The sequence below is a fragment of the Streptomyces fungicidicus genome, assembly GCF_003665435.1.
GTDB lineage: Bacteria > Actinomycetota > Actinomycetes > Streptomycetales > Streptomycetaceae > Streptomyces > Streptomyces fungicidicus.
The window spans coordinates 1,192,640-1,215,604 of record NZ_CP023407.1; the positions used below are offsets into that span (position 1 = coordinate 1,192,640).

Sequence of the window (22,965 nt, forward strand, 5' to 3'; positions counted from 1 at the left end):
AGCACCCTATGCGGTGGTTCCCGGCACGGACAACTCCCGTTCCGGACCGCCGGCCGCGACCGGTGTACCGGTGCCCTTGGACGGCGCCGAGGACTGGGCGATGAAGGCGCCGGTCAGGACGACGGCTCCGCCCACGATCTGCGGCGCCGAGAGATGCTCGCCGAGCAGGACCCAGGCGAGGACGGTGGCGATGACCGCCTCCAGACAGGCCACGACACCGGCGACCTGCGGCGAGAGCCGGCGCACCGACACCACCCCGGTGACATAGGCGACGACGGTGGCGACGAGGACGATCCAGCCCAGCAGCACGGCGGCGGCGACCGGGGTGCCGTTCATCTCCGCGCTGCCGGTCAGCACGGACCAGTCCATGGACCAGGGACGGGCCACGGCGGTCAGGACGGCGGCGCCGATCAGCAGGCCGTAGGCGATCACCCCGAGCGGGTCGGGGGCCTCGTCGCCGTCGCTGCCCTGGTCGGACAGGACGAAGTAGCCGACCTGGCAGCAGGCCGCACCGAGCGCGAGCAGCAGTCCGAGCGCGTCGAACCCGAGGCCCGCCCACACCTCGACCACACAGGCGAGACCGCCCACGGCCAGCACCACGCCGACCGCGGCGGCGCGGGTCACCGGCCGCCGCTGCACGAACCGCACCCAGCCGAGCACCAGCGCCGGCGCCAGATACTCGACCAGCAGGGCGACCCCTACGGGGATGCGGGACAGGGCGGCGAAGTAGAAGGCCTGGACACCGGCCACGGCGAACAGGCCGAACCCGGCGAGCAGCCCCGGCCTGCGGCGCAGCAGTCCACGGTGGCGCACCGCCAGCGGCAGCATGACGAGCGCCGCGCCCGCCACCCGCAGCCACACCACGTGGAGCGGGTCGAGACCCGCCTCGATCAGCGGCTTGGCCGCGACACCGGAACCCCCGAAGGCCAGCGCGGACAGCAGCGCGAGACCGAGTCCGACGCCCTTCCTGTGGTCGCTCCGGGTACTGACAGACGTAGGCACCGGCACATGATGACAGGCCCCGACAGGAGCTTCACCCTCTATGGCACCTGTCTCACCGACTGGACGACGCCTCGAGGCGGGCGAACAGCTCATGGGGGTCGATTCCGGCGCGCTCGAGCACCTCCACTGCGCGCGACCGCGGGTCCACGACGATCGCCGCGAGCAGGTCCGTGACGCCGGCCGGATGACCGCCGTGGCGGGCGGCGCGCCCGTGGGCGTGCTCCATGCAGCCGGCGGCCAGCGGCGAGAGGCCCCCGGCCTCGGTGACCACGGGGACACCGCCGGAGTCCTCGACGGCTCCCTGCCAGCGCAGGCCGTAGCCGATGCTGCGCTGGACCAGGTAGCCGAGCAGCCGGGCGATCCGCGGGCCCTCGCCGAAGAGCGCGCGCACGTCGGCGTCGGACTCGAGGAGCGAGTGCAGCAGATGGGCGGTGTCGATCTGCCGGTCCCCGTCCCGGACGGCTCTGCGGCGGGCACCGGCCACCACCGCCGCCAGTTCGGGACTGAGCCTGACATCGCTCTCCGCGCGGTGGGCGCCCTGCTCCTGGAGCTCCTGGGCCTGCTGCCGGGGGATACGGGGTTGCACATCCCCACCCCATCAGCCCCCGGGGGCCCCGGGCATCCCCGGCGGGAAGCATCTTGGCGTCCCACGGGAAGTGGACGCCCCGGGCAGAAATCTCCTCCTTGCGAAGGAGATCAGAGCGTTTCACGCCGGGAGGCGCGCGCCGGTTTGCGTCACGCCCCCCGATCGCTTCCGGCCGTCCGTCAGTCCTCGTCGGCGAGGATCAGGTACAGCTTCCTGCGGCTCTCGTTGATGACCGCCAGAGCCTTCTCCCGCTGCTCCTTGCTGCCCGTCTTCCAGACCTGCCCGAAGGCCTCCATCAGGCCGAAGCCGGCCTGCCGGATCTCGCCCAGCGCCTCCCAGTCGACCCCGCGCGAGGCCTCCTCCCAGGGCGCCTCGGGGCCCTCCTCGGCGGCGGCGCGGCCGCCGTCGGTGAGGGAGAACAACTTCTTGCCGCCCTCGGACGCGCTGACGATCAGCCCCTCGTCCTCCAGCAGTTGCAGGGTGGGGTACACCGAGCCGGGGCTGGGCTTCCACGCCCCGCCGCTGCGCTCGGCGATCTCCTGGATCATCTCGTAGCCGTGCATCGGACGGTCCTTCAGCAGGGCCAGGATCGATGCCCGCACGTCACCGCGCCGCGCCCTTCCCCTGGGCCCTCCGCGCCCCCGTCCGCCCCAGGGGCCGCCGTGCCCGAAGCCGGGGCCGAAGGGGCCGCCGGGGCCGCCGGGCCCTCCCGGCCCGAAGGGGCCGAAGGCGGCGCGCAGCCGGTCGAAGTCGCCACGTCCGCCGCGCGGGCCGCCGTGACCGTGTCCATGCTCGTGACCGTGGGTACGCATCGCAACCACTCCATTCCATCGTTGATCTGTCGCGATGCTTCAACGATATATCGCAAACAAGCGTGCGACAACCCCCGCAGTCTGCGAGGCGGCCGTGCCGAAGGGTCCAGGACTCGCGAATTGGCCTTGGCCCCCGGCTCCGCGCCGCCCCTACCGTCAGGGCATGCGGATTCGAATCGTCGACGCCTTCACCGACCGGCCCTTCGCCGGCAACCCCGCCGGAGTGCTGCTGCTTGACGCCTTTCCGGACGACCCCTGGCTCCAGAACGTCGCCCTGGAGGTCAACCACGCCGAAACGGCCTTCGCCCACCCGCTCCCCGCGGGCGGCGAGGCGGACTGGGCGCTGCGCTGGTTCACCCCGGCCACCGAGGTCGCCATGTGCGGCCACGCGACGCTGGCCACCGCGCACGTCCTGCACACCACCGGGGCACACCGGGGCCCGGTGCGGTTCGCCACCCGCAGCGGCGTACTGACCGCCACCCCCGGTGAGGACGGCACCCTCACGCTGGACTTCCCCACCGCCCGGCTCACCGCCGTCGATGTCCCGGAGGGCGTCGCCGAGGCGCTGGGCGCGCGGCCGCTCGCGGCGTTCGACACCGGCCCGGACATCGGGGACCTGCTCGTCGAGGTCGCCGACGAGCGGACCGTGCACGCCCTGCGGCCCGACCACAAGGCCCTGACCACCCACTCCGAGCGCGGCATCATCGCCACCGCCCGCGCCGAGAACCCGGCCCTCGGCTACGACTTCGTCTCCCGCTGCTTCTTCCCGAACGTCGGCATCGACGAGGACCCGGTCACCGGGAGCGCGCACACCGCGCTCGCCCCGTACTGGGCCGAGCGCCTCGGCCGCACCACGCTCACCGGCCTCCAGGCCTCACCCCGGTCCGGCCGCGTCCGCACCGAGGTGCTCGGCGGGCGCACCCTGCTGAGCGGACGGGCCGTGACGGTCATCGAGGGCGAGCTGCTGGTCTGAGCCCGGCAGCACGGCACAGCCGAGGGGGCGTACGGCCGTGCCGTACGCCCCCTCGGTACGGGCTCACGCCGTCGGCAGCCAGCCGACCTTGCCGGCCAGCAGCGCGTATCCCACGAACGCCCCGATGTCGAGCAGCGTGTGCGCGACCACCAGCGGCCCGACCCGGCCCCAGCGCCGGTACAGGAGGACGAACACCACGCCCATCACCATGTTCCCGATGAAGCCGCCGATGCCCTGGTAGAGGTGGTACGAGCCGCGCAGCACCGAACTGCCCGCGAGCGCGGCGCCCGGGGTCCAGCCCAGCTGGTCCAGCCGCCGCAGCAGATAGCCGACGACGATGACCTCCTCGACGATCGAGTTCTGTAGCGCCGAGAGGATCAGTACGGGGAACTTCCACCACACGTCCGGAAGCGCCTCCGGCACCACGGTGAGGTTGAAGCCGACGCCGCGCGCGGCCAGGTAGAAGGCGATGCCGCTGCTGCCGATGACCGCCGCGACCGCCGCGCCGCGGCCGAGGTCGGTCCAGGGGCGGGTGCGGTCGAAGCCGAGGGTGCGCAGACCCGCGCCCTCACGCAGCAGGAAGTGCGCCACGAGCGCGACCGGCACCAGCGCCGTGGTGATGCCGAAGAGCTGCCAGGCCAGGTCCAGCCAGGGCCGGCCCGGCGCGGCCGAGGCGTTGAGCGTGGCCGCCTGGTCCTTCAGCCCGCCCGGTTTCGTGACCGAGCCGACGAAGCTGATCAGGGCCGAGACCCCGCTGGCGCCCAGCGAGAGCGCCAGCACCAGCAGCGTCTCGTTGCGGAGCGTCGTCCGCGAGGGCCTCCGCCCAGGACAGTAATCGGCCTCCGGGCCCGCCTCCGCCTGCACACCTGCCTCCACATCACCGATCGGTCCGATCAGTATGAGGGCAACGGCCGTGCGCGCTGCCGGGGGCCGGACCCGGACTCAGACCGCCGGCACCGGTTCCGGCAGCCCCACCGGCCAGGTGTGCACCGGGTCGCCCAGCTGCGTCAGCTCGCGGTAGCGGCGGGTGGTGGCGGCCAGGGCCTCCTCCCTGGTGAGGCCCAGCTCCAGGGCCCGGTGGAAGGTCGCGGACTGCCAGGTCGCGCCGTTGACCCGGCGCCTGCACCGCTCCTCGATGACGCCGAGGTACAGGTCGCGGTCGGCGGGCTCGATCCCCCACGCGTCCAGCCCCGCCTCGGCGAGCGGCAGCAGTTCGTCCCGTACCAGGGTGACCGCGTCCACGTCGCCCAGGCCGCCGAGGCGGCCGCGCCGGGGCCAGGTGAAGCGTGCGTCGATGCCGTCCTTGCAGGCGGCGTCGAAGTTGGCGGCGGCGGCCTCGAAGGGCAGCCGGGTCCACACCGGCCGGCTGTCCTCGGCCAGCGCGCGGACGACTCCGTAGTAGAAGGCCGCGTTGGCGATGACGTCGGTGGTGGTGGGGCCGGCCGGCAGCACGCGGTTCTCCACGCGCAGGTGCGGGACGCCGTCGGCGATGCCGTAGACGGGGCGGTTCCAGCGGTAGACGGTGCCGTTGTGCAGGACGAGTTCGGCGAGGGTGGGGACGCCGCCGCGGTCCAGCACCTCCAGCGGGTCCTCGTCGTCGCAGATGGGCAGCAGGGCCGGGTAGTAGCGCAGGTTCTCCTCGAACAGGTCGAACGCCGAGGTCACCCAGCGCTCCCCGAACCAGGTGCGCGGCCGCACGCCCTGTGCCTGCAGCTCGGGCGGGCGGGTGTCGGTGGACTGCTGGAAGAGCGGGGGCCGCGACTCCCGCCACAGCTCGCGGCCGAACAGGAACGGCGAGTTGGCGCCGACGGCGATCTGCGCGGCGGCGACGGCCTGCGCCGCGTTCCACACCCCGGCGAAGCGCTCCGGGGTGACCTGGAGGTGCAACTGCACCGAGGTGCACGCGGCCTCCGGCGCGATGGACTTGGAGGTGCAGCTGAGGTGCTCCACGCCCTCGATGTCGAGGGTGAAGTCCTCACCGCGCGCGGCCACGATCTGCTCGTTGAGCAATGCGTAGCGGTCGACGTCGGAAAGGTTCGAGGAGACCAGGTCGTCCCGGTCCAGCGTCGGCAGGATGCCGATCATCACGATCCCCGCGTCCACCTCAGCGGCTTTGCGGTCGGCGTACGCGAGGGAAGTGCGCAGTTCCTCGTCGAGCCGGTCGAATACCCGTCCGCCCAGTCTATGGGGGGCAATGTTGACTTCCAGATTGAACATGGCGAGCTCTGTCTGGAAGTCCCTGCTGGCGATCCGCTCGAGGACTTGCGCATTCAACATTCTCGGCATGCCGTCGGCGCCCGCGAGATTCAATTCGATCTCCAGCCCCATGAGGTTCTTGGGACGGTCGAACCGCTTCTCCGCCAGGAGCCGCTCCAAGCCCGTCAGACACCTGCGGAGCTTCTCGCGGTAGCGCTGGCGATCGGACAGGTCGAACTGGCCTGCCACGACCTTCTCCCCCATCGAAGAGTCCTTCCTTGCACGGGCGAACCGAAGACCGGCCGCCGGGGTCCCGGTCCACAGGGGAGGATGCCCCGTCGATGCGATCGATAACGCCCCGGACGGCACCGCCGGCCGCTACTCTGGTCGAGAGTGACCAGTGGCACATTCACGAGGCATGGCACAGAAGGCATCTTGCGTGCCGGTTGCGAACTCGTGAAAAACGCCGACGAGAATGGGCCGACCACTTCGCGGCCATTTTCCGAGGTCATCGGCGTGCGCCCGGTTCGGAATCGGGATTATTTTCGCGTTTCACCGGCCAGAAGTACCCTTGCCCGGCCGGTCGAAAACAGCTAGGCGAAACACAGTCTGAACACACGTCGTATAAACTTCGCACACAAGGCAGAAGGTGGGCGCCCACGGTCGAGTGATCCAGCCGGGAGGCGGCGTGCGGCGGTCCTCGCCCCGTCTCCCGGGCTCGGCCCCCGGCCCCCGGCCTCTCTGACCTTCGCGAGCTGACAGCGCCGTCCGCCCCGCCACGCCCCGCCCTCGCGCCACCGTGCCTTCGAATGAGAGGCGACCCACCATGCCCCTGCATGTCCCCCCGGCTCCCGCGCCCGCACTGCGTTCCGTCCTGACCGCACTCTCCTCGCCGACCGCGGTCAGCGAAGCCCGTACCCCCTCCCTGCTCCTCGCCCAGGGTCCCCTCTCCCCCGAACTGCCCCTTCCGGTGCATGTGCTGGACCGGGTCACCCCCGACGGCGCGACCGCGACACGGCTGGCCGGATGGCGCTTCCTGATCCGCACCGGCGACCGCGCGGTGGCCGCCGCGGACACGGTGCTCACCGCCGACGGCTGGGCCTTCTCCCGCTTCTTCGAGGGCCCCTACATCCCCTCCACCGAGCTCGCGCTGCGCCAGGCCGAGGCCATGGCCCAGCCGTACCAGCCCCGGCTGCTCTCGGTGCCCGGCCTCTACATGCTCACGCTCTGGCTGCACGGCGACCCCACCGCGGACGGCGCCGCCGGCCACCCGGCCGCCACCGACCTGCTCGTGCCGCTCGCCCCCGCTCCCCCCGGCATCGCGGCCCACCGCCCGCACCGGGTCACGGAGCTGCTTCCGGTGCTGACGCACCGGTCGAGCCCGAGCCGGCTGCTCGGCTCGCCGGCCTGAGGATTCACCCCGTACCCCGCCGCCCCGGTACCGAGGGGGCGGCGGGGTACGCCGTTGTGCCCGCACGGACTAGCCCCATCCGGCCACGGCGAACCACCCGAAGTGACAGTGCAGTTGAGCTGAACCGTCCGCGCGGGTGACGCGTCCTGAACCTGTGAGGGGCGGTGCCGCGAAATCCCTGCGGATCCGCGCCCATGGGGCAACACTGGTTTCCGACCGACCTATCACAACGGGGGGCGGCCATGAACGAAGCTTCACGCCGCGGAACTGAGACAGCAGCCGACTCACAGGTCACCACAGAGCGAGAGATCCCACCCATGTGCCAGCACCAGCCATCGTGCCCCTCAGCCGACTCAGCCGACCGGGAGTCCGCCCGTCTCGTGGCGCACCACCCGGAGCAGGGCTGGAGCCTGCTGTGCAACGGTGTCGTGTTCTTCGAGGACACCGGCGAACTCCTGCCCGACGGAAGGGTCATCGCCCCGCGTTCCCGGGGCGTCAGCCTGACCACCGCCTGAGGACGACCGGGCGGAACGGGGACCGCCCGGGTACACCGGGGGCCGGACGCAGAACCCTCTGCGCACCGGCCCCGACGCGTGTCCGGGAGGCATCACGCACCGCACGGGGTCGGTGACCGACGGCTCATCCGTGCGAGGGTTCGGCCACCTCGACCGCTTCGGTCCCCTCTCGGCGCATCCGCTCGACTCCCCAGACGCCGAGCGGTCCGAGCGCCTCGTTGAGCGTGCGCCCGTGCTCGGTCAGGGAGTACTCCACCCGGGGCGGCACCTCGGCGTACACCTCACGGTGCACGAGGCCGTCCTCCTCCATCTCCCGCAGGTGCTGCGTCAGCATCTTCTCGCTCACCCCCGGCATACGGCGCCGCAGTTCGGCGAAGCGGCACACCCGACAGACGTGGAGCTCCCAGAGGATCAGTCCCTTCCATTTGCCGCTGACCACGTCGAGCGCGGCGTCGATGCCGCAGATGTAGGGCCCGCGCCTCGGTGCCTTGGCCATCACAACTCCCCCTTACGAAAAGGTAAGTACCGCAGAAAAAAGTATGTACTTCCGAGAGTGGCGGGACTCTCCGAGCATGGAGACATGAACGCCCCAGAGAACCCTCCCACCGGCCGGCACGACACCGTCACCGTGATCGGGCTCGGCCCGATGGGCCAGGCCATGACCCGCACCCTTCTCACCGCCGGCCACCCGGTCACCGTCTGGAACCGCACCGCCGGCCGGGCCGACGGCGTCGTCACGGACGGCGCGACACTCGCCGCGACACCCGGCGAGGCGGTTGAGGCGAGTGACCTCGTGATCCTCAGCCTCACCGACTACCGGGCCATGTACGACATCCTCGACGGCTCCACCGCCTCGCTCGCCGGGCGGACACTGGTCAACCTGAGCTCCGACACTCCCGACCGCTCACGCGAGGCGTCGGCCTGGGCGGCGGAGCACGGCGCGACCTTCCTCACCGGAGGTGTCATGGTCCCGGCCCCGATGGTCGGCACGGAGGCGGCCCACGTCTACTACAGCGGCCCCGAGAAGACGATGCGGAGCGGTCTGGCGACGTTGTCACCGCTCGGGACCCCGAAGTACCTGGGCGAGGACCCGGGCCTCGCCCAGATGATGTACCAAGCCCAACTCACGGTGTTCCTGACCACCCTGTCCGGACTGATGCAGGCCACGGCGATGCTGGGCAGCGCGGGGATGAAGGCCGGCGAAGCGCTGCCGGAGCTGCTCGCCTCCGCCGACTCGATCGGCGACATCCTGCGGGCCGGCGAGGAGAATCCCGGCGCCCTGCTCGACGCCGGAGAACATCCCGGCGACCTCAGCACGGTCACCATGATGGGCGCGACGTCCGACCACATCGTGGAGACCGGCGCGTCGCTCGGCCTCGACCTCGCGCTCCCGCTGGCCGTGCGCGCCCACTACCGGCGCGCGATCGAGGACGGACACGGCGGCGACAACTGGACCCGCATCATCGACGGCATCCGGGCGCCGCGCTGACCGAAGGCGGACCCTGGCACAGCGGGAGGCGTGGCGGGCCGGCGGCACCACCTATCGTGACCGGCATGCAGTCCTACACGATCGGCCAGGCAGCGAGGCTGCTCGGAGTGAGCCCGGACACCGCCCGCCGCTGGGCGGACGCGGGCCGCATCACCACCCACCGCGACGAAGGCGGACGGCGGCTCGTCGACGGGCGGGACCTGGCCGCGTTCTCCGTCGAGCTCGCCCGGGCCGGCGCCGTCGAGGAGGGCACCCCGTACACCTCGGCCCGCAACGCCTTTCCCGGCATCGTCACCGCGATCAAGCTCGGCGACGTGGCGGCCCAGGTCGAGATCCAGGCCGGCCCGCACCGCCTCGTCTCGCTGCTGACCCGTGAGGCCGTCGAGGAGCTGGGGCTGGAGGTCGGCATGGAGGCCACCGCCCGCGTGAAGTCGACAAACGTCCATATCGACCGCACCTGACGGCATCGACAGACTCCCCTCCCGCACATACGCCGATTCACTCCCTTCTTCCTTGCACATGCAAGGTGGAATGGAGTCGATCCCTCGCAGATGCGCCAGTATGATCGGCGTATCGGGGAGGGCTCCGCGGGCTCTTCTCCACCGTGCCCACAGAGGGAGTGCTCCGAGATGACCCGATTCCCGCGCCGTACACGCAGGACCCGTCGGATCGCCGGGGCGGGGGCGGCCGCCGCCGTGCTCGCGCTGAGCGCCTGCTCCTCGTCCGGCTCGGAGTCGTCCTCCTCCCCGGAAGCGAGCGGGCAGGACCTGACCGGCACGGTCACCGTCTTCGCCGCCGCCTCGCTGAAGGAGAGCTTCACGACGCTGGGCGAACGGTTCGAGAAGGAGCACCCGGGGACGCGGGTCACCTTCAACTTCGGCGGCAGCGACAGCCTGGCCGCCGGCATCAACAACGGCGCCCCGGCCGACGTCTTCGCGGCGGCCAGCGCCAAGACGATGAAGCTCGTCACGGACGAGGGGCACGCGGCGGGCAGCCCCGGCACCTTCGTCCGCAACCGGCTGGAGATCGCCACCGTGCCGGGCAACCCGCACGGGATCGACGCCCTCGAGGATCTGACCTCGTCCGGACTGAAGGTGGTGCTCTGCGACAGGACGGTGCCCTGCGGGGCCGCCGCACGGACCGCCCTGGAGGCCGGCGGCGTCTCACTGACACCGGCGTCGTACGAGCAGGACGTCAAGAGCGCCCTCACGAAGGTCCAGCTGAAGGAGGCGGACGCCGCCGTCGTGTACCGCACGGATGTGAAGGCGGCCGGTGACAAGGTGGAGGGCGTGGAGTTCCCCGAGGCCGCCGAGGCCGTCAATGACTATCCGATCGCCCGGCTCGAGAACGCGCCGAACCCGTCGGCGGCGAAGGCCTTCGTGGCGCTGGTGAAGTCGGCGGAGGGCCAGAAGGTCCTGGGCGAGGCCGGGTTCCTCGAGCCATGACCGGCCCGCAAGCCCCGGCGGCCGGCCGGGAGACCTACCGGAAGCCCCGCGCCCCCAGCCGTGGGGTGCCGCTCGCCCTCCTCGTGCCCGCCATGCTGGGGCTGGCGTTCCTGCTGGTCCCGCTGCTCGCCCTCCTCCTCCGCGCACCGTGGAGCGACCTGCCCGGTCAGCTCACCAGCCCCGCGGTGTGGGAGGCGCTGCGCCTGTCGCTGTTCTGCGCCACGACGGCGACCGCGCTGAGCATGGTCGTCGGCGTGCCGCTGGCCTGGCTGCTGGCGCGCACCGAGTTCCCCGGCCGCGGCCTGGTCCGCGCCCTGGTCACGCTCCCGCTCGTGCTGCCCCCGGTGGTGGGCGGTGTCGCCCTGCTGCTCGCCCTGGGCCGCAACGGTGTCGTGGGCCAGTGGCTGGACGCCTGGTTCGGTGTCACGCTGCCGTTCACCACGACGGGCGTCGTCCTGGCCGAGACGTTCGTGGCGATGCCGTTCCTCGTCATCAGCGTCGAGGGCACGCTGCGGGCGGCCGACCCGCGGTACGAGGAGGCGGCCACCACCCTGGGCGCCTCCCGCTTCACCGCGTTCCGCCGGGTGACGCTGCCGCTCATCGCCCCGGGCATCGCCGCCGGCGCCGTGCTCGCCTGGGCCCGCGCCCTCGGGGAGTTCGGCGCGACGATCACCTTCGCGGGCAACTTCCCCGGCCGCACCCAGACCATGCCGCTCGCGGTCTACCTCGCCCTGCAGAACGACCCGGCCGCCGCGATCGCGCTCAGTCTGGTGCTGCTGACGGTGTCCATCGCCGTACTGGCCGGGCTGCGGGACCGCTGGATGAGGACCGCCTGACACCATGCCGAAGAAGCCCGAGCACCTGTCCGACCCGGCCGGCGCCCCCGCCGCAACCGCCGCCCAGGGCCTGGACGCGCGCCTCGTCGTCGACCGCGAAGCGTTCCGCCTGGACATCGCGCTGAGGGCCGCGCCCGGTGAGGTCGTCGCCCTGCTGGGTCCGAACGGCGCCGGCAAGACCACCGCGCTGCGCGCCCTCGCGGGCCTCGCCCCGCTCACCGCCGGCCATCTGCGGCTGGACGGCGCCGATCTGCGCCGTACGCCGCCCGAGTCGCGCCCGGTCGGTGTCGTCTTCCAGGACTATCTGCTCTTCCCGCATCTGACCGCCCTCGACAACGTGGCCTTCGGGCCGCGCTGCCGGGGCGCCGGCAAGGCCGAGGCTCGCGCGCAGGCCGCCGAGTGGCTGGACCGCATGGGCCTGGCCGAACACGCGGGCGCCAGGCCCCGGCGGCTCTCCGGCGGCCAGGCGCAGCGCGTGGCCGTCGCCCGCGCCCTCGCCACGCACCCCCGGCTGCTGCTCCTGGACGAGCCGCTCGCGGCGCTGGACGCCCGCACCCGGCTGGAGGTGCGCGCGCAGCTCCGCCGCCATCTGGCCGCGTTCGAGGCCGTCGCCGTCCTGGTCACGCACGACCCGCTGGACGCCATGGTGCTGGCCGACCGGCTGGTCGTCGTGGAGGGGGGCCGGATCGTGCAGGAGGGCAGCCCGTCCGAGATCGCCCGTCACCCGCGCACCGAGTACATCGCCCAGCTCGTCGGCCTGAACCTGTACCGGGGGCAGGCCGAGGGCCACACGGTGCGGCTCGCCGCGGGCCCCGCCGTCAGCACCACGGAGGGCCTCTCCGGCCCCGTCTTCGTGGCGTTCCCGCCCGGCGCGGTGACCCTGTACCGGGCACGGCCCACCGGCTCCAGCGCCCGCAACCTCTGGCACTGCGAGGTCGCCGGGCTGGAGACCCACGGGGACCAGATCCGCGTGGAACTGACCGGGGAGCTGGCGCTGGCCGCCGACCTCACCACGGTCGCCGCGGCCGAACTGGACCTCCATCCGGGCGCCCCGGTGTGGGCGGCGGTCAAGGCGGCCCAGACGCACGCCTACCCGGCGTAGCCCGGGCACCGCGGTTCCCGGCACCGCACACGCCGGAGGGCCCCCGCTCGACCGAGCGGGGGCCCTTCGGCGTGAGTGTCAGTCCTCGTACGCGTCCAGCGGCGGGCAGGAGCAGACCAGGTTGCGGTCGCCGAAGGCCTGGTCGATGCGGCGCACCGGCGGCCAGTACTTGTCGGCGGCGCTCACCCCGGCCGGGAAGACGGCCTCCTCGCGGCTGTAGGCGTGCTCCCACTCCCCGCCGAGGGCGGCGGCGGTGTGCGGGGCGTTGCGCAGCGGGTTGTCCTCCGCGGGCCACTCGCCCGAACCGACCTTCTCGATCTCCGCACGGATCGCGATCATCGTCTCGCAGAACCGGTCGAGCTCGGACAGGTCCTCGGACTCGGTGGGCTCGATCATCAGCGTGCCGGCCACCGGGAACGACATCGTCGGCGCGTGGAAGCCGTAGTCGATCAGCCGCTTGGCGACGTCGTCGACGCTGACACCGGTCGCCTTGGTGAGCGGGCGCAGGTCGATGATGCACTCGTGCGCGACCAGCCCGCCGGGGCCGGTGTAGAGCACCGGGAAGTGCGGCTCGAGGCGCTTGGCGATGTAGTTGGCGCTGAGCACGGCCACCTGCGTGGCCCGCTTGAGCCCCTCGCCGCCCATGAGACGGACGTACGCCCAGGAGATGGGCAGGATGCCCGCCGAGCCCCACGGCGCCGCCGAGATGGGCCCCACGCCCGTCTCCGGACCGGCCTCCGGCTGGAGCGGGTGGTTCGGCAGGTACGGGGCCAGGTGCGCCCGCACGCCGACCGGGCCGACGCCGGGACCGCCGCCGCCGTGCGGGATGCAGAAGGTCTTGTGCAGGTTCAGGTGCGAGACGTCGCCGCCGAAGTGACCCGGCTTGGCGAGACCCACCAGGGCGTTGAGGTTGGCGCCGTCCACGTACACCTGACCGCCGGCCTCGTGCACCTCGGCGCAGATGTCGGCGACGTGCTCCTCGAACACACCGTGCGTCGAGGGGTACGTGATCATCAGCACCGCGAGCTGGTCGCGGTACTGCCCGATCTTGGCCCGCAGGTCCGCGACGTCGACCTCGCCGTCGTCGGAGGTCCTGACCACGACGACCTTCATCCCGGCCATCACGGCGCTGGCGGCGTTGGTGCCGTGCGCGGACGACGGGATCAGGCAGACGGTGCGCTGCTCGTCGCCGTTGGCCCGGTGGTAGCCGCGGACGGCGAGCAGTCCGGCCAGCTCGCCCTGGGAGCCGGCGTTGGGCTGGAGGGACACCTTGTCGTAACCGGTGACCTCGGCGAGACGCTCCTCCAGCTCGTGGATGAGCGTGAGGTAGCCCCCCGCCTGCTCGGCGGGCACGAAGGGGTGCAGCTGCCCGAACTCGGGCCAGGTGACCGGCTCCATCTCGGTGGTCGCGTTGAGCTTCATGGTGCAGGAGCCCAGCGGGATCATGCCGCGGTCGAGCGCGTAGTCGCGGTCGGCGAGCCGGCGCAGGTAGCGCAGCATGGCGGTCTCGGAGCGGTGCTGCTGGAAGACGGGGTGCGTCAGGTACTCGTCGTCGCGCAGCAGGGCGTCCGGCAGCGTGTCCCGCGCGGTCGCGTCCAGGGCCTCGGTGTCGCCCTCCACGCCGAAGGCGCTCCACACGGCGGTCAGCTGGGCCCGGGTGGTGGTCTCGTCGCAGGCGAGGGAGACGTGGTCGGCGTCGACGAGACGCAGGTTGACCCCGTTGTCGCGGGCGGCGGCGGCGACCTCGGCGGCCCGCCCGGCGACGCGCACCGTCAGCGTGTCGAAGTAGGAGCCGTGCACGATCTCGGCTCCGCCGGCCCGCAGCCCCTCGGCGAGCACGGTGGCGTACCGGTGGGTGCGCCGCGCGATCAGCCGCAGCCCCTCCGGGCCGTGGTAGACGGCGTACATGCCGGCCATGACGGCGAGCAGCACCTGGGCGGTGCAGATGTTGCTGGTGGCCTTCTCGCGGCGGATGTGCTGCTCACGGGTCTGCAGGGCGAGGCGGTACGCCTTGTGCCCGTCCGCGTCGACGGAGACGCCGACGAGCCGGCCGGGCAGGCTGCGCGCCATCTTCTCCTGCACGGCCATGTAGCCGGCGTGCGGTCCGCCGAAGCCCATCGGCACACCGAAGCGCTGGGTGGTGCCGACCGCGATGTCCGCGCCCAGCTCACCGGGCGACTTCAGCAGGGTGAGGGCGAGCAGGTCGGCGGCGACGGTGACGAGCGCGCCGAGCCCGTGCGCCTGGTCGATGACCGGCTTGATGTCGCGTACGGCGCCGGAGGCACCCGGGTACTGGATGAGTACGCCGTTGATCTCGCGCTCGGCGAGCGCGGCGGGGATGCCGTCGCTCAGGTCGGCGACGACGACCTCGACGCCGGTCGGCTCGGCGCGGGTCTCGATCACGGCGATCGTCTGCGGAAGGGCGTCCGCGTCGACCAGGAAGAGGCCCTTCTTGTTCTTGCCCATGCGCCGCGACAGGGCCATCGCCTCGGCGGCGGCGGTGCCCTCGTCGAGCAGGGAGGCGCCGGACGTGGGCAGTCCGGTGAGCTCGGCGACCACGGTCTGGAAGTTCAGCAGCGCCTCGAGCCGGCCCTGCGAGATCTCCGGCTGGTACGGCGTGTAGGCCGTGTACCAGGCGGGGTTCTCCATCACGTTGCGCAGGATGACCGGCGGGGTGAAGGTGCCGTAGTAGCCGAGCCCGATCATGGAGCCCAGCACCTCGTTGCGGTCGGCCAGCGACCGCAGCTCGGCCAGCACCTCGGCCTCGCTCCGGGCACCCGGCAGGTCCAGCGCGTCGGCGTTCTTGATCACATCCGGCACCGCGGCGGCCGTCAGCTCGTCCAGCGAGCCGTAGCCGACCTGCGCGAGCATCTTGGCCCGTGCCTCGTGGTCGGGGCCGATGTGGCGCTGCTCGAAGGGGATTCCCTGTTCGAGTTCGGAGAGCGGAGTACGAGGGGCGGTCATTGAGGAGGCCTCCTGGTCCGACGACCTTCGAGGGGCACCACGGCGCGGGTGCCCGGACGGCCTCCCCCTCTGTCATCTCAACCTGAGAGCTTCACCGGATCGCCCGAAGACGCCCGGCTTTCACCGTCGGTGAGAGCGGAAGCCGTCGACACCCGCCCTGCTTTCCAGAGTGACCTCGTCCGCGCGGTACGTGTGCCTGAGAGATTCCGGGGAGGATTTGCTCCTTCGGCGCCCCCGGTGGTGTCCGGGGGACTCTCCCGCGCGGGGTCAGCAGCCGTTTGCCAGCGTACCAGCGAGCACCGGGCCCGGACCTTCGAGTGGCCGCTCCGCCGATTGTGCCGTTCTGTAGTGCTTACGGATGAGTTTGCGAGCAGTGGAGGGCCTGTGCAGACCGACATCGATCCGCGTCACCTGATCGGCCGCAAGGCGTTCGACCGCAACGGCACCCGGATCGGCACGATCGACGAGGTCTACCTCGACGACGCCACCGGTGTGCCGGAGTGGGCGGCCATACGCACCGGCCTGTTCAGCAGGGACGCCTTCGTCCCCCTGGAGCCGAGCGAGATCGTCGACGGCGCCCTCCAGGTGCCCTTCGAACGCGCCCTCATCAAGGACGCACCCGACTTCGGCGTGGGCCGCCATCTCTCCCCCGAGCAGGAGCTCCAGCTCTACCACCACTACGGCCTCGACATCTCCGCCCCTCCGCCCCTGCCGGACCGCGACTTCGGCAGGCTCGCCGGCCACGACAAGCAGGCCTGAGCCGCCCGCTCAGGAGCTCTCCGCGTCCGCCCCTCCGCCGGCGCCCACGTCCTCCTTCTCCCCGGGCACGCGCGGGACCAGCGGCAGCGGCTCCGCCGGCTCGAGGGCCGGGTCGCCGACACGGAACGTCCGCACCCGGCCCGGCTCGGAGAGGGGCGTCTCGAAGCGCACGGTGACCCGGCCCAGCCCGCTTCCCTGCACCCATCCGTGCCCGTACACGGAGTGCCGCACGTCGTGACCGGCAGGCCAGCGCCGCTCGGCGGGGGCCTCCCGCTCCGGCGTGTGCGCCGTTTCGTCCTCCTCGTACGGGGTGTCGCCCGCGTCCCTCCCCGCGGCCTGCGCGAACAGGTCCTCCTGTGTGTAGTCGGCCAGTCCGCTGACCCCCACTCCCAGCAGTCGTACGCCGCCCGTGGTGTCGACGGAGTCCAGCAGCCGCCCCGCCGCCTCCCGCACCACCGCCGGATCGTCCGTGGGGCCGCGCAGCGTCTCGGACCGGGTGAGGGTGGAGAAGTCGTACCGGCGCACCTTCAGCACGATGGTCCGCCCCGACAGCCCCGCCGCCCGCAGTCTGCGCACACACCGGTCGGCGAGCCGCCGCACCTCCGTCCCGACCCGCACCCGGTCGTGGATGTCCACGTCGTACGTGTCCTCGACGGACACCGACTTCGTCTCCCGCTCGGCCACCACGGGCCGCTCGTCCCTGGCCAGGGCCATCGCGAAGAGGGCGTGCCCGTGGGCCTTGCCCAGCAGCCGTACGAGCTCGTCCTCCCCCGCCTCCGCGAGCTCCCCGACCGTGTGGATGCCGGCCCGGCGCAGATGGTCGCCGGTCGCCGGGCCCACGCCGGGCAGGGTGCGGACGGTCAGCGGCTCCAGCAGGGCGCGCTCCGTGCCCGGCTCGATCAGCACCAGCCCGTCGGGCTTGGCCTGCTCGGAGGCGATCTTCGCGAGCATCTTGGAGGCCGCGAGCCCCACCGAACCGGTGAGCCCCGTGACCGCTCGTATGTCCGCGCGCAGCTTCTGCCCGGCCAGCCTGGCCGAGCGCTCGTCCCAGGCCGTGCCGCCGGCCTCCAGGTCCACGAACGCCTCGTCCAGGCTGAGCGGCTCCACCAGGGGGGACAGCGCCGCCAGCAGCGCCATCACCTGCTCGCTGACGGAGCGGTAAAGGGCGAACCGGGGCACCAGGTAGGCGGCGTTCGGCGCGAGCCGCCGGGCCTGCGCCATGGGCATCGCCGAGTGGACCCCGAAGATCCGCGCCTCGTAGGAGGCGGTCGCCACCACGCCGCGCGGGCCGAGCCCGCCCACCACGACCGCCTTGCCGCGCAGGCTCGGCTTGGACGCCTGCTCCACCGAGGCGAAGAAGGCATCCATGTCGAGATGCAGGATGGTGGGCGCGGATCTCACGTCTCCGATGCTGCCCTACGCCACTGACAATGCGGGCGTCACAGCCCCCGGGAGGCCCCGGACGCCCTCAGACCGCCTTGTTCCGCCGCCTCGCGAGCTCGTCCATCGGGTTGTGCCCGATCAGGGTCTCCCCGGTGTCGACGCGCTCTCCGTGCAGCTGTGACAGCGCGCTCTCGACGTCCCGCCACACCACGCCCACGGCGATGCCGAAGACGCCCTGGCCGCCCTGGAGCAGGGCGTGCACCTCGTCGGGCGAGGTGCACTCGTAGACCGTGGCCCCGTCGCTCATCAGCGTCATGCGCTCCAGATCACTGAAGCCGCACTCGCGCAGATGCCGTACCGCGGTGCGGATGTTCTGCAGGGAGACGCCGGTGTCGAGGAACCTCTTGACGATCTTCAGCACGACGACGTCGCGGAAGCTGTACAGCCGCTGGGTGCCCGATCCGTGGGCGGGCCGCACGCTCGGCTCGACCAGCCCGGTGCGGGCCCAGTAGTCGAGCTGCCGGTAGGTGATGCCCGCGGCGGCACAGGCCGTGGGCCCCCGGTAGCCGATCTGCTCGGACGCCATGGACGCCGCCCCTCCGCTGCTCGGCACAGCCGTCGGTCGCTGCGGAGCCTGCTCGGTCACGCCGCCGTACGGGGGATGTCCCTCGCTCGAACGGAGCCGCGAGCTCTGGGGAGGATACGGCCCGTTCGCCCCGAAACCGCGCTCGGGGGCGCCCCCCGCCGTACCGTCGCCGCTGTTTCTCACGCCGACCTCCGTCCTTGACCTGCCTCCTCGACGGTAGGCAGTCACCAAGGGTGCGTCAACGATCGCCACACTCGGCACGCCGAGTGATAATCACCCTAAGAGTGGTTTCCCGTGCCCCACCGCGGGGAAAGGCTAGCCGAATGCTCTCGGCACGGGCCCCGCCGGCCGACCGGCGGGGGCGGAGACCACCCTCACTGGTTGCTGGTTCCGAAGTCCTCCGGCGAGATCTGGTCGAGGAACTCGCGGAACTTCTCCACCTCGTCCTCCTGCTCGTCGGGAATGGCGATCCCGGCGTCGTCGAGCACCGTGTCACTGCCGTAGATCGGCGTACCGGTCCGCAGGGCCAGTGCTATGGCGTCGGAGGGACGGGCGCTCACCTCGACTCCGCTGGCGAACACCAGCTCCGCGTAGAACACGCCCTCCCGCAGGTCGGTGATGCGCACTTCCGTGAGCTCCTGGCCGACGGCCTCCAGCACGTCCTTGAACAGGTCGTGGGTCAGCGGCCGTGCGGGTGCCATGCCCTGCTGGGCGAAGGCGATGGCCGTCGCCTCCCCCGGTCCGATCCAGATGGGGAGGTAGCGGTCGCCGCCCACTTCACGCAACAGCACGATCGGTTGGTTGGAGGGCATCTCGACCCGGACACCTACGACATCGAGCTCGTTCACACAGCAACCCTAGGCCGTGCCCGGGACGTTTGGGTAGTCGGGCAGGGAACGGGTGGCCGATCCGGCCCTCCGGCCGCGCCGTCTCAGGGCAGCCGTACCCCGAGCGCCGCCTGCAGCAGCGCGGCGTGCAGCTTCACCGTGAGCCCCGCCAGCTCCTTGGTACGGGCCTCCGCGTGAGCCCTGGTCTGCGGGTTGCGGTGGCGTTTCAGCGGGGCGACCACCTGGTCCACCAGTCCGGCCTCCCGCTCGGCCGCGGCCTTCATCGCCCGCAGATGGCGCGGCCCGATGCCGAACCGTCCCAGCTCGGTGACGAGCCCGGCCACGGTGACCGCCTCGGCGTCGTAGGCCCCGTCGGCGTCCGGGGCGAGCAGCCCGTACGACTCCCACTCGGCGAGCGTCCGCTCGTCGATGCCGGCCGCCGCCAGCAGCTCGCCACGCCCGATGCGCGCCACCGCGGGCGCCTCCTCGGCGGGCTCCTGGAGAACGGGCTCCCCGTCACGGGGACGGCCCACCGCCGGCAGCCGCACGGCCTCGCCGCGCTCCACGGCGTCCAGGTGCTCGCGGATCACCTTGAGCGGCAGATAGTGGTCGCGCTGCATCCTCAGCACATGGCCGAGACGCTCGACGTCCGCGGCGCTGAACTTGCGGTACCCCGAGGGGGTCCGCCGGGGCTCGATCAGCCCCTCCGACTCCAGGAAACGGATCTTGGAGATGGTGACCTCGGGAAACTCCTCGCGCAGCACGTTCAGCACCGCGCCGATGCTTATCAGTCCGGCGCCCGCGGCGGCGGCGCCGTGCCCGGCACCGCCGCTCGGTGTCTGAACCATGGACCTTCCCTGGGGTCCCCCGGTCGGATCCGGGGAGATCAGTAGCCCCGCTGGCTCGCGTAGAAGACCAGCCGGTACTTGCCGATCTGCACCTCGTCACCGTTGGACAGGGCGACCTGGTCGATCCGCTCCCGGTTGACGTAGGTGCCGTTCAGGCTGCCCACGTCGGCCACCGTGAAGGAGCCGTCGGGGCTGCGCCGGAACTCCACGTGCCGGCGGGAGACCGTGACGTCGTCCAGGAAGATGTCGCTCTGCGGGTGACGCCCGGCCGTGGTCAGGTCGCCGTCCAGCAGGAAGCGGCTGCCCGAGTTCGGACCGCGGCGCACGACCAGGAGCGCGGAACCCATCGGCAGCGCGTCGACGGCCGCCTGCGCCTCGGGAGAGAGCGCGGGCACCTGCGTCTGACCGGTGACCTCGGCGTCGTAGGCCTCGAGACCGGAGATCGAGATCGTGGACGTCGTCTCGGAGGGGCGCTCCGGGGTGACCCCGGGCTTGAGCGGCGCGCCGCAATTGGAACAGAAACGGCTGTTCTCCGGGTTGCGGTTGCCGCACCTCGTACACACCAGGGCCGACATGGACGGATCCTCCTGCCGCGGCTGCCCGCCGGGGGCGTGGGACGCGTACGGGTCGGAGAACTCTCCACCCGTACCTGAGGTCGACGGTTGCCCGAAACCTATGCCGCCCGACTGCGCAGGGTCAACGGACGGCGCGCCCTGGCCGCCCACCTGGTCCCGGAACAGCGGACGCTGACCTTCCGCCTCGGGCTGTGCGCGGTGACGAGCGGTCGCGTTGTCGCTGTCCTCTCGCCGCGCGCTCTTGCCGAACAACTTCGCAAACAACTTCACGGGCGATTCCCCTTGACCGAAACAGACCCGCCCGTGGGGCAGGACGAACCCTGACTGAACACATTGGCCGACCCGGACATCTTCACAACGTCCGCCTCCGCCAGACAGTTTCCACCACGCACCACCCAATCGGTGCGCCGACCCCCCGCAACCTCATGCCCTCGCCGTACTCCCGCCATGCACCCCCGGTTCACTGCGAGGACGACCGAGCGTAGTCAGGCCGCTTCACCGCCCGCAAGGCGTCCACAATGATCTTGGTCGACTGCTCCACGGTAACCGTGGCCTGTTCCTTCTCGAGAGTCTGCACCACGCCTCCCGGGATGTTGAGCGCCGGCTCGAGGTCCTGCGACTTGCCGATGACCTTGAAACGATACGGCGCGGTGATCTTGTTCCCGTCCACTCCGACACCGTTGCCGGAGTCCGTGAGGTAGGTGCCGGCCACCACCCGCACACCGTTCACCTGGATCGCCTCGGCACCCGCCGCGCGCAGCTCCTGGATGGCGTCGAGCAGCATGTCCGCCTCCACCGTCCCCTTCGTGTCCTCGACGGTCATCGTGATCCCGGGGCCCTGCGCCGCCACGCTTCCCGCCAGCACACCGAGTTGCCGTTCCTTCTCGATCGTCTGCCTACGGGCCTCTTCGGCCTGGTCGGAGCTGTTCTCCAGCTCGTCGCGCTGCTTCTCGAGTCCCTGCTTCTCGTCCTCAAGACGCTCTGTGCGGTCGTCGAGTTCATCGAGGATGCGCACAAGATCTTCCTGACGTGCCCCGCGCAGCGCGCTGTCGGTGTCGCTGTTCGACGCCACCTGGACGGCCAGGCCGAAGCCGAGCCCGAACAGGAGCAGGGCGACGATGAGTTGGGCCCGGGTCACCCTCGGCGGCCACAGCCCCGCAGCCAGCCGCTGCCGGCCGGTCAGACCGGGCGGGGGCTTCGGAGCGTCCTCCTCCGCGGGTGCGGGCGTCCTCGTGGGTATCCCGGCGGGCACCTCGGCGGGCAGTTCCCTGCGCAGGCCGGCCGGGGGCGGGGCGGCGTCGGGCGCGGTCCTGGGCGGGGACACCGCCGGGCGTGTCGTCTCGTCGTGCTCGCGCTCGTTCATCGGCCTCACGCCCGGAACACGTGCCGGCGGATCGCCGCGGCGTTGGAGAAGATGCGGATGCCGAGGACCACCACGACACCCGTGGACAGCTGGGCGCCCACGCCGAGCTTGTCGCCGAGGAAGACGATGAGTGCGGCGACGACCACGTTCGACAGGAACGAGACCACGAAGACCTTGTCGTCGAAGATCCCGTCGAGCATGGCCCGCAGCCCTCCGAACACGGCGTCGAGCGCCGCGACGACGGCGATCGGCAGATAAGGCTCGACGACCGCCGGAACCTCGGGCCGGACCAACAGTCCGGCCACGACTCCCACGACGAGGCCCAGTACGGCGATCACGATGTGCCCTTCTCGGTTATCGGCTGTGCGGTACGCACGCTCACACTCGTTGCGGCAGGCAGCCGGACGTCGTCCTGTGCGGAGATGCCCGTGCGGATGCCGTAGTTCTCCTGGAGGGCATGCAGATACAGCCCGTCCGCGCTGTTCTGGAACCGGTCGCTCAGCTGCCCGCCGTCCCCCACCGCCAGCACCGTGTACGGCGGCACCAGCGGCTTGTTGTCGACCAGTATCGCGTCTCCGGCGGCCCTGATCGCCGACAGGGCGGTCAGCCGCTGTCCGTTGATGGAGACGGCCTCGGCGCCGGACTCCCACAGCCCGTTGACGATCCGCTGCATGTCGCGGTCGCGGACCCGTCCGGTGTCGGAGAACCCGGAGGTCGACCGCGGGTCGCCGTCGCCGCCGCCGCTGGCGTCCTTGGCGTCGTCCACCACGAGCCGCACCCCGGGGCCGTGCACCGCGACGGCGCCGGACAGGATCCCGACCAGCGCGGATCCGTCGCCTCCGCTGTCCCGGAGCGCGTCGCGCTGCCGTGCGCTCACATCGGCGCGCAGTTCGTCGACGCGGTCCTCGAGCTTCTCAGCGGCCCCGGTCTCCTGGTCGATCCGGTCGATCAGCTCCTCGCGCTCCTTGGCGACGACGGGAGCGGCGACGCGCGCCTGGGCGGCGCCCACGGTGACGATCAGGGCGGCGAGCACCAGGCCGACGGCGAGGCCGAGCCTCGCCCGGAGCGTCTTCGGCATGCCGCCGTCCCCGTCGGCCTTCTTCCGTGCGGCGGCCTCGGCGTATCCGTCGTCGAGGCTGTGGTCCATGACGTTGGTGATCAACGACATGGAGGCGTCCGGGCGCGCGGGCCGCGCGGGTGTGCTCCGAACGGGGTGTTGCTGCGGCATGCCGCACATCGTCGCACGCCGCGAGCACTACCTCCGAATGCCCCTGCCGGCATGCCGGACAGGCC

At 71.9% G+C, this 22,965-nt stretch carries 24 protein-coding genes and 1 riboswitch; of the genes, 9 read left to right on the forward strand and 15 right to left on the reverse strand.

All coding sequences use genetic code 11. The annotated features are described in order from the left end of the window. Nucleotides 1-6: 6 nt before the first annotated feature. The 3 genes from CNQ36_RS05405 to CNQ36_RS05415 all read right to left on the reverse strand — a co-directional run bounded on the left by CNQ36_RS05405 (nucleotide 7) and on the right by CNQ36_RS05415 (nucleotide 2,400). Nucleotides 7-1,008, reverse strand: a complete 1,002-nt coding sequence (locus CNQ36_RS05405; RefSeq protein ID WP_121545159.1) for an EamA family transporter — start codon at nucleotides 1,006-1,008, stop codon at nucleotides 7-9. A 46-nt stretch (nucleotides 1,009-1,054) separates the two neighbouring features. Then, on the reverse strand, nucleotides 1,055-1,588 hold the full coding sequence (locus CNQ36_RS05410) for a Clp protease N-terminal domain-containing protein (protein ID WP_121545160.1): 534 nt from the start codon (nucleotides 1,586-1,588) through the stop codon (nucleotides 1,055-1,057). A 179-nt stretch (nucleotides 1,589-1,767) separates the two neighbouring features. Further along, a complete protein-coding gene (locus tag CNQ36_RS05415; RefSeq protein ID WP_084828268.1) occupies nucleotides 1,768-2,400 on the reverse strand; it encodes a PadR family transcriptional regulator in 633 nt (210 codons plus the stop codon). Nucleotides 2,401-2,563: 163 nt separating this feature from the next. Here CNQ36_RS05415 and CNQ36_RS05420 point away from each other — a divergent pair, with 163 nt between their 5' ends. Next, nucleotides 2,564-3,373, forward strand: coding sequence for a PhzF family phenazine biosynthesis protein (locus CNQ36_RS05420; protein WP_121545161.1), 810 nt, complete (start codon nucleotides 2,564-2,566; stop codon nucleotides 3,371-3,373). 63 nt (nucleotides 3,374-3,436) lie between these two features. Here CNQ36_RS05420 and CNQ36_RS05425 read toward each other — a convergent pair whose 3' ends face one another. Next, on the reverse strand, nucleotides 3,437-4,237 hold the full coding sequence (locus CNQ36_RS05425) for a CPBP family intramembrane glutamic endopeptidase (RefSeq protein ID WP_121545162.1): 801 nt from the start codon (nucleotides 4,235-4,237) through the stop codon (nucleotides 3,437-3,439). 78 nt (nucleotides 4,238-4,315) lie between these two features. After that, nucleotides 4,316-5,833, reverse strand: coding sequence for a glutamate-cysteine ligase family protein (locus CNQ36_RS05430; protein ID WP_121545163.1), 1,518 nt, complete (start codon nucleotides 5,831-5,833; stop codon nucleotides 4,316-4,318). Nucleotides 5,834-6,395: 562 nt separating this feature from the next. On the opposite strand from CNQ36_RS05430, the gene CNQ36_RS05435 reads away from it, so the two are divergent. Together CNQ36_RS05435 and CNQ36_RS05440 are read left to right on the forward strand one after the other, a co-directional pair. Then, the gene (locus CNQ36_RS05435; protein WP_040907728.1) at nucleotides 6,396-6,980 is read left to right on the forward strand and encodes a hypothetical protein; all 585 of its coding nucleotides are present in this window, start codon (nucleotides 6,396-6,398) and stop codon (nucleotides 6,978-6,980) included. A gap of 317 nt (nucleotides 6,981-7,297) precedes the next feature. After that, nucleotides 7,298-7,495 (forward strand): DUF5999 family protein, encoded by a 198-nt coding sequence (locus CNQ36_RS05440; RefSeq protein ID WP_121545164.1) that lies wholly within the window; start codon nucleotides 7,298-7,300, stop codon nucleotides 7,493-7,495. Between the two features lie 124 nt (nucleotides 7,496-7,619). Here the strand turns inward: CNQ36_RS05440 and CNQ36_RS05445 are convergent, their stop codons facing one another. Next, complete coding sequence (locus CNQ36_RS05445) at nucleotides 7,620-7,991, reverse strand: winged helix-turn-helix transcriptional regulator (protein WP_121545165.1); 372 nt, start codon at nucleotides 7,989-7,991, stop codon at nucleotides 7,620-7,622. An 84-nt stretch (nucleotides 7,992-8,075) separates the two neighbouring features. Here CNQ36_RS05445 and CNQ36_RS05450 point away from each other — a divergent pair, with 84 nt between their 5' ends. The 5 genes from CNQ36_RS05450 (at nucleotide 8,076) to CNQ36_RS05470 (ending at nucleotide 12,367) form a co-directional block, all read left to right on the forward strand. Then, on the forward strand, nucleotides 8,076-8,984 hold the full coding sequence (locus tag CNQ36_RS05450; RefSeq protein WP_121545166.1) for an NAD(P)-dependent oxidoreductase: 909 nt from the start codon (nucleotides 8,076-8,078) through the stop codon (nucleotides 8,982-8,984). A gap of 65 nt (nucleotides 8,985-9,049) precedes the next feature. Beyond that, the gene (locus CNQ36_RS05455) at nucleotides 9,050-9,445 is read left to right on the forward strand and encodes a TOBE domain-containing protein (protein ID WP_004934271.1); all 396 of its coding nucleotides are present in this window, start codon (nucleotides 9,050-9,052) and stop codon (nucleotides 9,443-9,445) included. 168 nt (nucleotides 9,446-9,613) lie between these two features. Further along, a complete protein-coding gene (gene modA / locus CNQ36_RS05460; protein WP_121545167.1) occupies nucleotides 9,614-10,429 on the forward strand; it encodes a molybdate ABC transporter substrate-binding protein in 816 nt (271 codons plus the stop codon). Beyond that, nucleotides 10,426-11,265 carry an ABC transporter permease gene (locus tag CNQ36_RS05465; RefSeq protein ID WP_121545168.1) on the forward strand — a complete coding sequence of 280 codons (840 nt, stop codon included), beginning with the start codon at nucleotides 10,426-10,428 and terminating at the stop codon, nucleotides 11,263-11,265. Before modA ends, CNQ36_RS05465 begins: the two co-directional genes overlap by 4 nt. Nucleotides 11,266-11,269: 4 nt before the next feature. Further along, nucleotides 11,270-12,367, forward strand: coding sequence for an ABC transporter ATP-binding protein (locus CNQ36_RS05470; protein ID WP_121545169.1), 1,098 nt, complete (start codon nucleotides 11,270-11,272; stop codon nucleotides 12,365-12,367). Nucleotides 12,368-12,445: 78 nt separating this feature from the next. Here the strand turns inward: CNQ36_RS05470 and gcvP are convergent, their stop codons facing one another. Then, on the reverse strand, nucleotides 12,446-15,331 hold the full coding sequence (gcvP, locus tag CNQ36_RS05475; RefSeq protein WP_121545170.1) for an aminomethyl-transferring glycine dehydrogenase: 2,886 nt from the start codon (nucleotides 15,329-15,331) through the stop codon (nucleotides 12,446-12,448). 174 nt (nucleotides 15,332-15,505) lie between these two features. After that, a riboswitch (glycine riboswitch) is annotated at nucleotides 15,506-15,601 on the reverse strand. Nucleotides 15,602-15,715: 114 nt separating this feature from the next. Here gcvP and CNQ36_RS05480 point away from each other — a divergent pair. Continuing rightward, nucleotides 15,716-16,090 carry a PRC-barrel domain-containing protein gene (locus CNQ36_RS05480; RefSeq protein ID WP_040907724.1) on the forward strand — a complete coding sequence of 125 codons (375 nt, stop codon included), beginning with the start codon at nucleotides 15,716-15,718 and terminating at the stop codon, nucleotides 16,088-16,090. A 9-nt stretch (nucleotides 16,091-16,099) separates the two neighbouring features. On the opposite strand, the gene CNQ36_RS05485 is transcribed toward CNQ36_RS05480, so the two are convergent. The 8 genes from CNQ36_RS05485 to CNQ36_RS05520 all read right to left on the reverse strand — a co-directional run bounded on the left by CNQ36_RS05485 (nucleotide 16,100) and on the right by CNQ36_RS05520 (nucleotide 22,909). Then, nucleotides 16,100-17,491: a DNA polymerase IV gene (locus CNQ36_RS05485; RefSeq protein ID WP_121545171.1), complete on the reverse strand. Its 1,392-nt coding sequence runs from the start codon at nucleotides 17,489-17,491 to the stop codon at nucleotides 16,100-16,102. A gap of 67 nt (nucleotides 17,492-17,558) precedes the next feature. Next, nucleotides 17,559-18,242, reverse strand: coding sequence for a MerR family transcriptional regulator (locus CNQ36_RS05490; protein WP_121545172.1), 684 nt, complete (start codon nucleotides 18,240-18,242; stop codon nucleotides 17,559-17,561). A 191-nt stretch (nucleotides 18,243-18,433) separates the two neighbouring features. Continuing rightward, on the reverse strand, nucleotides 18,434-18,907 hold the full coding sequence (locus CNQ36_RS05495; RefSeq protein ID WP_004934251.1) for a bifunctional nuclease family protein: 474 nt from the start codon (nucleotides 18,905-18,907) through the stop codon (nucleotides 18,434-18,436). Nucleotides 18,908-18,990: 83 nt separating this feature from the next. Further along, nucleotides 18,991-19,734 carry a transcriptional regulator FtsR gene (gene ftsR, locus CNQ36_RS05500; RefSeq protein WP_121545173.1) on the reverse strand — a complete coding sequence of 248 codons (744 nt, stop codon included), beginning with the start codon at nucleotides 19,732-19,734 and terminating at the stop codon, nucleotides 18,991-18,993. 38 nt (nucleotides 19,735-19,772) lie between these two features. Next, a complete protein-coding gene (locus CNQ36_RS05505) occupies nucleotides 19,773-20,708 on the reverse strand; it encodes an FHA domain-containing protein (protein WP_084828267.1) in 936 nt (311 codons plus the stop codon). A gap of 61 nt (nucleotides 20,709-20,769) precedes the next feature. Then, the gene (locus tag CNQ36_RS05510) at nucleotides 20,770-21,672 is read right to left on the reverse strand and encodes a DUF881 domain-containing protein (protein WP_121545174.1); all 903 of its coding nucleotides are present in this window, start codon (nucleotides 21,670-21,672) and stop codon (nucleotides 20,770-20,772) included. 5 nt (nucleotides 21,673-21,677) lie between these two features. Further along, a complete protein-coding gene (locus CNQ36_RS05515; protein WP_003988855.1) occupies nucleotides 21,678-22,010 on the reverse strand; it encodes a small basic family protein in 333 nt (110 codons plus the stop codon). After that, complete coding sequence (locus CNQ36_RS05520) at nucleotides 22,007-22,909, reverse strand: DUF881 domain-containing protein (RefSeq protein ID WP_121545175.1); 903 nt, start codon at nucleotides 22,907-22,909, stop codon at nucleotides 22,007-22,009. Before CNQ36_RS05520 ends, CNQ36_RS05515 begins: the two co-directional genes overlap by 4 nt. Nucleotides 22,910-22,965 lie beyond the last annotated feature (56 nt).